Raw genomic sequence first — 13247 nt, 5'->3', positions numbered from 1 at the left:
ATGGATCGTTCCTTCCTGTTGCCTGCCCTGTTACCTGCCCTGTTACTTGCCCTGCTCGACAGTACCAGCGTGATGGCCGATTCGGGCGTCAGTTCGGTGAACAACGCCACCTTCCTTGATTCCGGTACTCAATACCGAGGCAACTTCAGCGTCAACCAGGCCGCGGGTGATCAACAGCAGCAGGCCAACGTCCGCGCGATCGCCATTGGTACCCAAGCCGGTGCGACCACCAGCGTCAGGCAGAGCATCACCACGCCCGCCAATCCGTCGATGGATGCGACGGCCAATATCGGCGGCACCTCCTTCAGTAATGGCAACGGCGTACTGGGCGTGAACCAGGGTGCCGGGGCGAACAACCAGATGGCCAACGCCATGCGCATCAGCATCGGAGCTGCACCGCAAGCCGTTGACGATAGTGCCCTTTCTCAACAGAACGTGGCGTTGTTACCGAACTCGGGAGCAACTGGCACCCCAAACGGCAGTCGCCAGGTCGTGACAAGCGACCAGGCCTTCACCGGCAGCCGGGGCGTGATCCAGGTGAACCAGAGTGCCGGGGTGGGGAACCGAATGGCTAACACCCTGAGTATCCGGGTCTCTGATTGACCCCGATACAGTGCGATTAGGGACGTACCAACACTTGACCAACCAATGAGCTCGGAGAAGCACCATGAACCCGACAACTGCTCTCAAACCACTGGCTTTCGCCCTGGCAGCAGTGATGGCATTCGCAGCCCAGGCAGCCGGTGTTGATGATCCCGCGCAGGGCAATGGGCAGGGCAGCAACCAACAGCCTAACGGCCCGTCGCTGGAACAGATTCTGCAGATTACCGCAGGCGCCGGGGCTGGGGCCGCCGTACTGGACTCGCAGGAAAGCAGTGACAGCAGGGTAGTGAACCGGGGCACCCAAAACGACGCTAAAATCGATAACTCCCTGAACAACTCCAACGGCAACATGGGCGCCAACGTTGCAGCCGGTAACGGCAACCAGCAAGACAACGCCGCCGCCCTTGCCACGGCTGACGAAGCCTTCATCTTCGGCTCCGCCGTCACCGTCTCCAGCGCGACTCAGAAGAGCACCGGCAACACCGCCAGGAACCACTCCAACACCAACAACACAACGCTCAATAACGCTGGCAACAGCGGTTCCGGCAACATCGGCATCAACGTGACCACCGGCGACTTCAACCAACAGAAAAACAACCTGGCGATTGCCGTATCGGGTGGCCGTGTCGCAGTAGCCGCGGCGGCGGCCAACCAAAGTACGTCCGGGCTGAACGTCACCAACAACGCCAGGACTGATTTCGTACCCTTGGGTGTACTCGGACTGTCCGGCATAACCACCCAGCAAGTGATGACGCCAGAAGGCTGGAGGCCTCCTGTAACCAACAATGCTTCGATCACGGGCTCGATGAACAGCTTCTCCGGCAACGGCGGAGCCAACGTATCGTCCGGCGTCGGCAACCAGCAAAGCAACTCGCTGTCCATCGCCGCGGGTTGTAAATCATGTCCATAATCGCGACCGCCATGAAAGTCCTGGCGATGGGGCTGTTCCACAGTCACAAGGCGTATCGATGATGCGTAAGACTGCCCTTTTCGCCCTGCTCTGCCTGTCTGGCCTGACCCAGGCTGCACAGATGCCGGTTGCCGCCCTGCCGGGTGGTGTGCTGGTGTACAAGCACGTACAGAGTTTGCGTGAGCGCAAGTTCAGCGACATCGTCGAACAAAAAACCGATTTCAGCTGCGGCGCCGCCGCGCTGGCAACGATACTGCGCCAGGCCTATTGGCTCGACGTCGATGAGGAGCACATCATCAAAGGCATGCTGGTCTACGCAGACCAGGACCTTGTGCGTACCCAGGGTTTTTCCATGCTGGACATGAAGCGCTACATAGAAAGCATCGGCATGCGCGCCCGGGGCTACAAGATCCCGCCTGAAAGACTCGATGCCGTGACGATTCCGGTGGTAGTACTGATGGAAATTCGCGGCTACAAGCACTTCGTGGTGTTGCAGCGGGCGGACAAGAACTGGGTCTACATCGGCGACCCGGTGCTCGGTCACAAACGCTACTCCCATGATGACTTTGTCAAAGGCTGGAATGGCATTATCTTCGCTATTGTCGGTCCGGGGTACGAAAAGACCAATGCGTTACGCAGTCCACCGCAACCGCTGACAGCCAAGAACAAGCTGGATAACTTCAACCCGGTCAAAGATGCCGAATTGATGGATTTTGGTTTCATACAGAGCGACTTCTTTTAATCGCCTATAAGATGACAGGGGGCAGGATGCTCCGGGAGCAGCAAATGAAAACCTCGTATTGGGTGGTCACTGCCTGTCTGGCAGCGACCACTTCAGGTTTTGCTGATGAGTTCAGACCCATCGAAATCAAGGACCAGGAACTGGCCGAGTTGCGTGGCCGGTATGTGATGCCGGGGCGGATCATCAGCTTCGGTGTTGTCATGAGCAGTACCTGGCGCAACGCCAGTGGTGATCTGATCGGGGCATCCACCTCGATGCAACTTCAAGCCGAAACGGTCAAGCCCGAGTTCTATGTTTCAACCATCGAACACAGCGGTAAAGGCGGTTCGGGCAACTCGGGTACCGGTTCGGGCAACCGTTCGGGCACCGGCTCGGGCACCGGTAATGTAACGGGTGGCGCCGGACTGAGCACCTCTCAGGGCATCACCCAGGTCACACGGGCCGCCGGCGATGGCAACAGCTCAAACAACAAGATCGCCATCAACGTGAAAGAGGCCAGCACGGCCCCTGCGCCGGTGCCGGTGCCGAGACGGGGCCAGGCGCTGATAGCCGGTCAAACCATCACCGGCAGCAATGGTGCAGGCAGTGTTGCTGTGTCCGCGACCGGTGGCGGCGTTCAGGTGGCCATCACCGCCAACAACAACCAGGGCTCAAGCCTGCAACAAGTCGCCCAAGGCGGGTTACTGCAAGACACCCGGTTGCTGGGCAACAGCAATGTGGTCAACAACATGACTCGACTCAACGTGGTGCTCGACAATAAAGGCCCGAGTGCTGTTGCATTGGGCTACAACCTGAACCAACTCGCTGCATTACGGACCTTGGGGTATTGAGCTACGCTGAAACACGACCATTGGGCACAAATGGACGGCTTTTTCATGTACCGATCGGTATCACTGCGTGCAGTCATATGCTTGTGCTCTCTACTCCCGGTGGCGATGGTGCAGGCAGCACCTGACCCGGAATTAGAGGCTCTCAAAAAAGAACTTCTGGAGATGAAACAACGATACGAAGTCCAGCAAAAAGCCCTGGCGGTTCTCGAGCAACGGGTTCGCCAGGTCGAAGAACAGCCCGCTTCACCMCCTCCCAAACGCCTGGCCAAGTCGCCAGCGGACCTGAAGGGCAATCCCAACGTCGCCACCGGCACCGGTGCCGCGGCGGCTTCAGGGGGGGCCGCCGGGGGCAGCGGCAGCTCTTATGGACAATCGCTGACCGATGACTCACAACCGGCGCAAAGCGTTTCAAACCTGTATGACGAGGCCAGCGGGTTCTTCGGCGGTGGCAAGTTCAGCTTCGAAACCGGGATAACCTACTCCCGATACGATACCCGCCAACTGGTCCTCAACGGCTTTCTCGCCCTGGACTCGATCTTTCTCGGTGCCATCAACCTGGACCGGATCAAGGCCGACACCTGGACGCTGGACCTCACCGGCCGCTACAACTTCAACAATCGCTGGCAGTTCGACCTGAACGTGCCGGTGGTCTACCGTCAGTCCACGTACCAGTCCGGTGGCGGCAATAACGGCGCCGCCAACGTCACCACCGAAGACACCGTCAAGGAATCCCCGGCCATAGGCGACGTCAACTTCGGTATCGCCTACAAATTCCTCGACGAGTCGGCCAACACGCCGGATGCCGTGGTGACCTTGCGCGTCAAGGCGCCGACTGGCAAAGATCCGTTCGGCATCAAGCTGATTCGTGTGGACAATAACTCCAACCTGGCCGTGCCTGAATCCTTGCCTACCGGTAACGGCGTCTGGTCGGTTACGCCGGGGATCTCCCTGGTCAAGACCTTCGATCCGGCAGTGCTGTTCGGCAGCCTGTCCTACACGCACAACCTGGAAGAGTCTTTCGACGACATCAGCTCCAACCCGGCGGTCAAGACCCCGGGCAAAGTACGCATTGGCGACAGCTTCCAGATTGGCGCCGGCATTGCGTTCGCCCTGAACGAAAAGATGAGTATGTCGTTCTCGGTCTCCGACCTGGTGCAACGCAAAAGCAAGCTCAAGGAAGATGGCGGGGATTGGCAATCGGTGGTTTCCAGCGATGCCAACGCCGGTTATTTCAACATCGGCATGACCATTGCGGCCACCGACAACCTGACCATCGTACCCAACCTGTCCATCGGCTTGACGGACGACGCCCCGGATTTCCAGTTCAGCCTGAAATTCCCTTACTACTTCTGACCTGAACTAAATAGGCTCTTCACGCAATCCCGGGAAACTGTAGGAGCCAGCCTGCTGGCGATGGACTTGAATGCGCCGCGTTCATCCAGTCCACACGCGTTATCGTTAACGACCATCGCTGGCAAGCCAGCTCCTACACGGAAGCGTGCCCACGCTGAAACTGTAGGAGCCAGCCTTGCTGGCGATGGACTCAAGTGCGCCGCGTTCATCCAGTCCACACGCGTTATCGTTAACGACCATCGCGGGCAAGCCAGCTCCCACAAGAGACCGCGCCTGTAGGAGCAGCCGGTCGACGCTCGATTACTGGCGATCGACTCAAGCGCGCCGCGCCCGCAATTTCCATTGCAGCGGTCTTTTTGTTTGAAGCAGGAATTCAACGAATCTGATGCTTGTGCAACAACCGGTAGAAGGTCGGTCGCGACACACCCAATACTTTGGCGGCGACACTCAGGTTATCGCTGTGGCGGGTCAATACATCGCACAATGCCTGGCGTTCGGCCCGGGACTTGTATTCTTCAAGGGTGCCCATCGGCGCGGAGATTGAATGCTGACTGATCAACCCCAGATCACGGGCCTCGATCTGCCGGCCTTCGGCCAACACCAACCCGCGACGAACGCGGTTGGCCAGTTCGCGAACATTGCCTGGCCAGTCGTGTTTACCCATGGCAATCAACGCGTCTTCGCTGAAACTGCGTGGGCGGCGCCCGGTTTCACGGCTGTAGAAATGGGAGAAGTGGTTGGCCAGCGTCGCCAGGTCGCCATGGCGCTCGCGCAGCGGAACGGTCGCCACTTGCAGTACGTTCAAGCGGTAATACAAGTCTTCGCGAAAGCGTTTCTTCTCGATGGCGGCTTCAAGGTCGACGTTCGTCGCCGCCAGAACCCGCACATCCACCGGAATCGGCTGACTGCCGCCCACCCGCTCGATGTGTTTTTCCTGGAGGAACCGCAGCAGGTTGGCGTGCARCTCCAGTGGCAGGTCACCGATCTCGTCGAGAAACAGAGTGCCACCGTTGGCGGCTTCTATCCGTCCGATCTTGCGTTGGTGCGCGCCGGTAAATGCGCCTTTCTCATGGCCAAACAGCTCGGACTGGATCAAATGTTCGGGAATCGCACCACAATTGATCGCAATAAAGGGTTTGCTGTGACGCTGGGACAGACGATGCAGGGTTCGGGCGACCAGTTCCTTGCCAGTGCCGCTTTCACCCCGAATCAACACCGCAGATTCGGTCGGAGCCAGTTTGCTCAACAGCTTTCGCAGTTCACGGATAGGTTTGCTGTCGCCCAGCAATTCGTGCTCGGGCTGGTCAACATGGACCGTACCCTGCCCGCGCAACCGCGCCATGCCAAACGCCCGGCCCAGTGTTACCTGAACCCGGGACACATCGAATGGCAAGGTATGAAAGTCAAAAAACCACTCACAGACGAAGTCGCCGACATTTTGCAGTCGCAGCACATCCTGATTGAGTACGGCTATCCACTCGGTGCCGCTGCGGCTGATCAGTTCTTTGACAGCGTCCGGGTGCTCGAGGTGAAAGGGCTGCAAGCGTAACAAACCCACGTCACAGGTTCGGTCGGTGGCGTTCTCCAGTGTGCAGCTGTCAACGTCCCAACCGATAGAGCGCAATCCAGGGAGCAGACGATAGCAATCGTCACAGGGGTCCACCACTAATAGACGTCGTAAAGCAGGCGCATCGCTCATGACAATTCCTTGGCGCCAAATTTATGAAAATTTATTAAAAACAGTCATTTGGCGGACCCGACTGTAACATTAGCAAGAATTTGACAGGTCCTTGTACCGTTTAACTATAGGGGCGCTATACAACCAGTTATAAGCTGCGATTTTGTTAGTTACCTAACGACTCTTTCCTTTCATTCAGCTTTCAATGTCAGGCTCATTCCTGAGCATTTGAAATAAAGTGGAAATTTCTTTTGATTGTGTGTGACCCGAACCCCGGTTGCGGGCATCAGTACAAGTAACCAGCCGAACGGTAAGCCCAACCATCGGCACATCACTTGATTGGGCATGCAGAGGAAGACCCCATGAACGCCCCGCTCCGTATCAACGAAGCACTGCTGATTGCCGACCGCGCATTTAAACCATTCAAATGCGTGGCCTGGGCACCACAAGACGGTAATGGCGAACTCAGCCTGACCGTTATCGACCGCACCAGCACCCGCATTGGCCGCAAGCAGATCCCAAGCAGCGCTTACTCCGATCCCGCACAACTCGAACTGCTGCTGGAACAGGCCCGCGCCGAATTGAGCCAGGAAGGTTACACACTGCAGTCGTGGTCGATGCCAAACTAATTGTTTTGCGGATTACTCCGGGGTAATCCGCGCCCTCCTCCTGTCATTAGTTCGCTGAATTTTCTGGCCCTGCGCACTATTTGACGCTGTTCAGTTCGAACTTTGCATACGCCTGATACTTTGCAGGCTTGCCAATGGTTCGAAAAGACACTGTTGTGGCACACAACGACCCTCCGCTTGTTAGTTATTAGAGTTGTGCATCCCTTCATTCAGGGGTTGAATATTTTCCTTATCAGTCGCCAGCCAAACTTCTGGATCATGACGACTCGCAAGGAGATGCGACGCATGTCAATCCAGTCGGCTTTTGCCTACTCCACCACCCGGAACAACGCCGGAGTCCTCGATAAAACGTTTGCCGCCAATGGCAAGACCCAGGTGTATTTCGCCGATAGCCTTTCCAGCCTGGCCAATGGTGTTGCGATCGATGCGCAGGGTCGCTTGCTGGTAGCCGCTAAAGTCTTCATGGCCGATGGCAGCCGCTTTGGTCTGGCCCGTTTGCTGGAGGATGGTTCCGCAGACCTCGCATTCGGCAATCAAGGCAGTGTCATCGGGCAATTCGAGCCGGGGTTCGAAGCCATGGGTGCCAAGGTTCTGGTCATGCCCGACGGCAATATCCTGTTGGCCGGCCTGCAATACGAAAATGCGCACCGCACGCTCCCGGCCCTGGCATTGCTGGATCAGGAGGGTCGGCTGGTTCGACGCTTTGGTGATAATGGTCGCTGTGTCGTGCGATTGCCTGGCGGTCTGTCCCTGGGCATACGCGATGCCTGGCTCCCCCCCGGTGTACCCGGCGCCGAAGCCTGCGATATCGGCGTCCAACAAGACGGTCGAATCCTGATCCTGGCCAACCATCACTACGAACTGGCCGATCACGCCGGTATGTTGATACGGCTGGATGTCGAAGGCTCGCTGGACTACTCGTTCAATGACCGCGGCTTTGTCGTGGTCAGGCACCTGCTGATGAACACCTGGCTCAGCAGCCTGACGCTACAACGTGATGGCCGAATTCTGGTCGGTGGATCGATCAACTTCCCTGAAGAAGGCTTGCTGGCACGCTATCACCCGGACGGGCGCCTCGACGACCGTTTTGCCGTCGATGGATTCATGACCTTCAAGGCGCAAGGGCATGGCGCCCGGGTCAGTCAGGTGGTCCAGCAAAACGAAGGCGACATCCTGTGTTTTGGCAGCAGTTGCGAGCCGATGCACTGCCTGACATTTAAAATGCACAGCAACGGCCGCCCCGACAATCATTGCAACGGCGGACAACCGCAGCGACTGAAAATCGGTCACAGCGGATGCCAGTGGAACGCCGCGCAGTTACAGCCCGATGGCCGTGTGCTGACGGCGGGCGCCACCATCGGCGGCGTTGAAGCAGACTTCATTCTGGGGCGATACCTGCCCAACGGCCGTCCCGATCGCCACTTTGGCAAAGGCTGCGGCTGTACGCGGACCCGCCTCGGCCCCAGCCTGGATACTGCCACCTGTGTCGCGGTGCAGGCCGATGGAAACATCGTAGCTGGCGGCTATTCGTTGCATGGCAGCTACAAGGCCGTCGTCGCGCGATATCTGGGCTAAACCGATGTATTTTTCCTGCGCTTGATCTTCTCGTCCGCTTACGGCAATTTGCGCGCTTCTTAAAACAAGGAGCAGCCGATGTCCGGTTCAATGGCCCAGGCGTTCGCGCACAACTTTCTCGGGCACTCGCCCCGTTGGTATAAGGCCTGCATCGTCGGTTTCCTCATTCTCAATGCCCTGGTGCTGTGGACCGCAGGCCCGGTGGCGGCCGGCTGGCTGCTGGTTCTGGAGTTCATCTTCACCCTGGCCATGGCGCTCAAATGTTATCCGCTGATGCCCGGCGGCCTGCTGATGATTGAAGCCCTGTTGCTGAAGATGACCACGCCCCAGGCGCTGTACGACGAGTTGTTGCACAACTTCCCGGTGATCCTGCTGCTGATGTTCATGGTGGCCGGCATCTACTTCATGAAGGACTTGTTGCTGTACCTGTTCTCGCGTTTGCTGCTCGGGGTTCGCTCCAAGGCCCTGCTGGCCCTGATGTTCTGTTTTTTGTCGGCCTTTCTGTCGGCGTTTCTCGATGCCTTGACCGTGACCGCCGTGATCATCAGTGCCGCCGTGGGTTTTTACTCGGTGTATCACCGTGTCGCCTCCGGTAACGATCCGCGTCAGGACAGCGAGTTCAACGACGACAAACATCTGCCCACCCTGCATCAAGGCGATCTCGAACAGTTTCGCGCCTTTCTGCGCAGCCTGCTGATGCATGGTGCCGTGGGCACCGCGCTGGGTGGCGTTTGCACATTGGTCGGCGAGCCGCAGAACTTGCTGATCGGCCATGAAATGGGCTGGCACTTCTCCGAGTTCTTTTCCAGGGTTGCGCCGGTATCCTTGCCGGTGCTGGTTGCCGGACTGCTGACATGCGTGCTGCTGGAAAAGCTGAGCTGGTTCGGATACGGCACGTTGCTGCCGGATAACGTCCGAACGGTGCTGGCCAACTACGCCGCCGAAGACAACGCCGCGCGCACCTCACGCCAGCGTGCTGCGCTCCTGGTGCAAGGCGTTGCCGCATTGATCCTGATTGCCGGGCTGGCGTTTCACATTGCCGAAGTGGGCTTGATCGGTTTGATGGTGATCGTATTGATCACTGCCTTTACCGGCATCACCGACGAACACCGTCTCGGCACCGCGTTCAAGGACGCCATGCCGTTCACCGCATTGTTGGTGGTGTTTTTCGCCGTGGTCGCGGTGATTCACGATCAACAGCTGTTCGCCCCGTTGATCCACTGGGTGCTGACGCTGCCGGCGGACCAACAACCGGGCATGCTGTTCATTGCCAACGGTCTGTTATCCGCCATCAGCGACAACGTGTTCGTGGCAACCATTTACATCACCGAAGTGAAGCGTGCATTCATGGCGGGTGAGATGACCCGTGAGCATTTCGAGACGCTGGCCATTGCGATCAATACCGGCACCAACCTGCCGAGCGTGGCTACACCCAATGGTCAGGCGGCGTTCCTGTTTTTGCTGACCTCGGCGATTGCGCCGCTGGTGCGCCTGTCTTATGGGCGGATGGTCTGGATGGCGTTGCCGTACACCGTGGTGATGGGCTTGCTCGGGTGGTATGCGGTGAGCTACTGGCTCTGACACCGCCGCCCCTGTGGGAGCGAGCTTGCTCCGGGCGGCGTTCCGACGATGGCGGCGGCACATTCAACATCCCTGTGCCTGACAGGCCGCCATCGCGAGCAAGCTCGCTCCCACAGGAGATCCGCGTTATCCGAGACGATGCCAGACACGACCGTCGCGGGTCAGCAATTCTTCGCCGGCCTTGGGGCCGTTTTCCCCGGCGGCATAGCTCTGCAGGCTGGAATCCTGCTGCCAGGCATCCAGGAACGGCTGCACGGCGCGCCAGCCGTTTTCGATGTTGTCGGCGCGCTGGAACAACGTCTGATCACCCGTCAGGCAATCGTAGATCAGGGTTTCGTAGCCGGTGGACGGCTGCATCTCGAAGAAGTCCTTGTAGGCAAACCCCAGCTCGATGTTATCCATCTTCAGGGCCTGACCGGGCCGTTTGGCCAACAGGTCGAACCACATGCCTTCGTTGGGCTGGATCTGAATGCGCAAATAGGTCGGCTGCAACTCATCGACCTCGGTATCGCGGAATTGCGCATAGGGCGCCGGCTTGAAACAGATCACGATCTCGGTGTCACGCACACTCATACGCTTGCCGGTACGCAGGTAGAACGGCACGCCGACCCAGCGCCAGTTATCGATCATGACCTTGAGGGCCACATAGGTTTCGGTATTGCTGTCGACTGCGACCTTGTCTTCCTGGCGATAGCCCGGCAGTGCCTTGCCGTCGATCTCACCCGCGGCGTATTGGCCACGCACCGAATTGGCGCGGGCCTCCTCGACCGTCCAGGGCCTGATCGCACCGACGACCTTGGCTTTCTCGCCGCGCACCGCATCGGCGCCAAACGCGGCGGGAGGCTCCATCGCCACCATCGCCAGCAACTGGAACAGGTGATTGGGCACCATGTCCCGCAGCGCGCCGGTGTGCTCGTAAAAACTGCCACGGGTTTCCACGCCGACGGTTTCGGCGGCGGTGATCTGCACGTGATCAATGTAGTGATTGTTCCAGAACGCTTCGAACAGGCTGTTGGAAAAACGGCTGACCAGAATGTTCTGCACGGTTTCCTTGCCCAGATAATGATCGATCCGGTAGATCTGCTTTTCCGTCATTACCTTGAGCAGGCAAGCGTTCAAGGCTTCGGCCGTTTGCAGGTCAGAGCCGAAGGGCTTTTCGATCACGACCCTTCTGAACGCCTCGGGGGTCTCCTCCAGCAAGCCGGCGGCACCGAGACGGCGTGCCACTTCACTGAAGAAACGCGGTGCGGTGGCCAGGTAGAACACCGCATTGCCGGTTCCGCTGTCGGCGATTTTCGCCGCCAGCGCTTGATAAGTGCTGTCGTCCAGGAAATCGCCCTGGACGTAGCTGATGCCTTTGGCGAGTCTGGACCAGACCGCTGGATCAAGGGTGTGGTCACCCTTGCCAGCCATCTCGTTTCGAATGAAGTCTTCGAGCTTTTGCGCAAAGCCTTCATCGCTGATGGCGTTGTGGTCAACGCCGATGATCCGCAGTCCATCCCCGAGTAACCCATTGCGCTTGAGGTTATACAGCGCCGGCACCAACAGACGCTTGACCAGGTCACCGTGGGCGCCRAACACAAACAACGTCGTCGGTGGTGCGGGCTCTGCCTTGGATTTCCTGCGGATCACRTGGGTCATTTTTTCGMGGTCTCCACGTGGCCGCCGAAGCCGAAGCGCTGGGCCGAGAGAATCTTGTCGCCAAAGGTGCCTTGCCCACGCGAACGGTAGCGGGAGAACAGCGAGTTCGACAGCACCGGTACCGGCACCGCTTGCTCCATGGCGGCTTCGATGGTCCAGCGACCTTCACCGCTGTCGGCCACGGACCCGGAGAAACCGTCGAGTTTCGGATCGCTGGCCAGGGCGTCGGCAGTCAGGTCGAGCAACCACGACGACACCACGCTGCCACGACGCCAGACTTCGGCAATGTCCGCCACGTTCAGGTCGAAACGCTGGTCTTGCGGCAGGCTCTCGCTGTTTTTGGTTTGCAGAATGTCGAAGCCTTCGGCGAAGGCCTGCATCATTCCGTATTCGATGCCGTTGTGGATCATCTTCACGAAATGCCCGGCGCCAGCGGGACCTGCGTGAATATAGCCACGCTCGGCACGATCGTCGTCGGACTTGCGGTCCTTGGTGCGCGGGATGTCGCCCATTCCGGGGGCCAGGGTTGCGAAGAGCGGGTCGAGGCGCTTAACGGTCGCGGCATCGCCGCCGATCATCATGCAGTAACCACGTTCCAGGCCCCAGACGCCGCCGGACGTACCGACGTCGATGTAATGCAGGCCTTTTTCCGACAGGGTTTTCGCCCGGCGGATGTCGTCCTTATAGAAGGTGTTGCCGCCGTCGATGATGGTGTCGCCGGGTTCGAGCAAGGTGCTCAGGGTGTCGATGGTTTCTTCAGTCGGCGCGCCGGCCGGCAGCATGACCCACACCGCACGCGGCTTGGCCAGGCCAGCGACCAGCGCTGGCAGATCGGTGACGCCGGTGGAACCCTCAGCGGACAAGGTTTCGACAAAGGCGGTATTGCGGTCGTAAACAACGGTGGTGTGCCCGTTGAGCATCAGGCGCCGTGCAATATTGCCGCCCATGCGGCCCAGTCCAATAATCCCGAGTTGCATGTGCTGATGCTCCCTACTACAAATAAAATGTGTGTCAAAGGTTATAGCCCAACGCGACTCATGGGGTTAGTCCAGAGCGTTGGCACGAAGTTTCCGGGCATTGTGCCCGATCCTGATGGATAACGTCGGTAATCAAACCGAAGACACAACGACAATGAAAAATAAAAAAGTTCCCTTCGGGGGCAAAAGAAATCAAAATTGGCGCCGATAGTAGATCAGCCGTTGATTTCGAGGCGGACCTACAGTTGAGACACGCCATTTGCGAGGTGAGCAATGGGCACAGTACACACCGCACTGCCAGCACAAACCCTTTACGTCACTATCCGTCGCGATGAATTGCGTCAGTTGAAGGACGAACGCGATCAATTGAAACAGGAGCTGGCGCAGTTGCGGCTACTGCTGCAAGCCGGTCAGACGCAGCCCCTGGCTGTGACGCAACGCGCCCCACTCGCCTGACCCCCTCCTTTCAAGCGGGAGCAGTCTGCACTGCTTCCGCAACGGCTCATGCCCTGCCACCCCTGGCAACTCAAATAATTTCACAATTGGTTCACGATGATTACTCGCGCTCGCGCTCGCGGTCGTTCAGTTAAGCAATTTCAGCCGCGACTCCCTTTGTAGCAGCTGCCGAGCCCGCGAGGCTGCGTTCGGCTGCGAAGCAGTCGTGAGTCCAGCTGACGCGGCCTGCCTGACGTACCGCAATGACTGATTTTACGACTGCTTCGCAGCGC

At 58.6% G+C, this 13247-nt stretch carries 12 protein-coding genes; 9 read left to right on the top strand and 3 right to left on the bottom strand.

Annotated elements, in window-relative coordinates; all coding sequences use genetic code 11:
* From AB4Z35_RS13135 to AB4Z35_RS13115, 5 genes are all read left to right on the top strand, one after another.
* Positions 1-603: an adhesin gene (locus tag AB4Z35_RS13135; protein ID WP_442097470.1), complete on the top strand. Its 603-nt coding sequence runs from the start codon at positions 1-3 to the stop codon at positions 601-603.
* A gap of 64 nt (positions 604-667) precedes the next feature.
* Entirely contained in the window at positions 668-1513 is an 846-nt protein-coding gene (locus AB4Z35_RS13130) for a heme utilization protein (protein WP_442097469.1), read from the top strand.
* A gap of 61 nt (positions 1514-1574) precedes the next feature.
* A complete protein-coding gene (locus AB4Z35_RS13125; protein WP_108228416.1) occupies positions 1575-2255 on the top strand; it encodes a C39 family peptidase in 681 nt (226 codons plus the stop codon).
* A gap of 26 nt (positions 2256-2281) precedes the next feature.
* Positions 2282-3085: a hypothetical protein gene (locus tag AB4Z35_RS13120; RefSeq protein ID WP_442097467.1), complete on the top strand. Its 804-nt coding sequence runs from the start codon at positions 2282-2284 to the stop codon at positions 3083-3085.
* Positions 3086-3130: 45 nt separating this feature from the next.
* Positions 3131-4438, top strand: coding sequence for a transporter (locus tag AB4Z35_RS13115; RefSeq protein ID WP_442097465.1), 1308 nt, complete (start codon positions 3131-3133; stop codon positions 4436-4438).
* Positions 4439-4811: 373 nt separating this feature from the next.
* On the opposite strand, the gene AB4Z35_RS13110 is transcribed toward AB4Z35_RS13115, so the two are convergent.
* Positions 4812-6137 carry a sigma 54-interacting transcriptional regulator gene (locus tag AB4Z35_RS13110; protein WP_442097463.1) on the bottom strand — a complete coding sequence of 442 codons (1326 nt, stop codon included), beginning with the start codon at positions 6135-6137 and terminating at the stop codon, positions 4812-4814.
* Positions 6138-6478: 341 nt separating this feature from the next.
* Here AB4Z35_RS13110 and AB4Z35_RS13105 point away from each other — a divergent pair, with 341 nt between their 5' ends.
* The 3 genes from AB4Z35_RS13105 to nhaB all read left to right on the top strand — a co-directional run bounded on the left by AB4Z35_RS13105 (position 6479) and on the right by nhaB (position 9901).
* A complete protein-coding gene (locus tag AB4Z35_RS13105) occupies positions 6479-6745 on the top strand; it encodes a hypothetical protein (protein ID WP_108228280.1) in 267 nt (88 codons plus the stop codon).
* Positions 6746-7030: 285 nt separating this feature from the next.
* Positions 7031-8320: a hypothetical protein gene (locus AB4Z35_RS13100; protein WP_442097461.1), complete on the top strand. Its 1290-nt coding sequence runs from the start codon at positions 7031-7033 to the stop codon at positions 8318-8320.
* Positions 8321-8398: 78 nt separating this feature from the next.
* A complete protein-coding gene (gene nhaB / locus AB4Z35_RS13095) occupies positions 8399-9901 on the top strand; it encodes a sodium/proton antiporter NhaB (protein ID WP_442097459.1) in 1503 nt (500 codons plus the stop codon).
* A 126-nt stretch (positions 9902-10027) separates the two neighbouring features.
* On the opposite strand, the gene zwf is transcribed toward nhaB, so the two are convergent.
* Positions 10028-11542: a glucose-6-phosphate dehydrogenase gene (gene zwf, locus AB4Z35_RS13090; protein ID WP_442097457.1), complete on the bottom strand. Its 1515-nt coding sequence runs from the start codon at positions 11540-11542 to the stop codon at positions 10028-10030.
* Entirely contained in the window at positions 11539-12543 is a 1005-nt protein-coding gene (gene gnd / locus AB4Z35_RS13085) for a phosphogluconate dehydrogenase (NAD(+)-dependent, decarboxylating) (protein WP_442097583.1), read from the bottom strand. The genes zwf and gnd overlap by 4 nt, the downstream gene beginning before the upstream one ends.
* A 249-nt stretch (positions 12544-12792) precedes the next feature.
* On the opposite strand from gnd, the gene AB4Z35_RS13080 reads away from it, so the two are divergent.
* Positions 12793-12975 (top strand): DUF6026 family protein, encoded by a 183-nt coding sequence (locus tag AB4Z35_RS13080; protein ID WP_108228275.1) that lies wholly within the window; start codon positions 12793-12795, stop codon positions 12973-12975.
* Positions 12976-13247 lie beyond the last annotated feature (272 nt).

The sequence above is a fragment of the Pseudomonas sp. KB_15 genome (genome assembly GCF_052114525.1).
In the GTDB taxonomy this organism is placed as follows: Bacteria; Pseudomonadota; Gammaproteobacteria; order Pseudomonadales; family Pseudomonadaceae; genus Aquipseudomonas.
The sequence above is the reverse complement of the archived record's forward strand: the minus strand, read 5'-3'. Positions and strand labels throughout refer to the sequence as shown.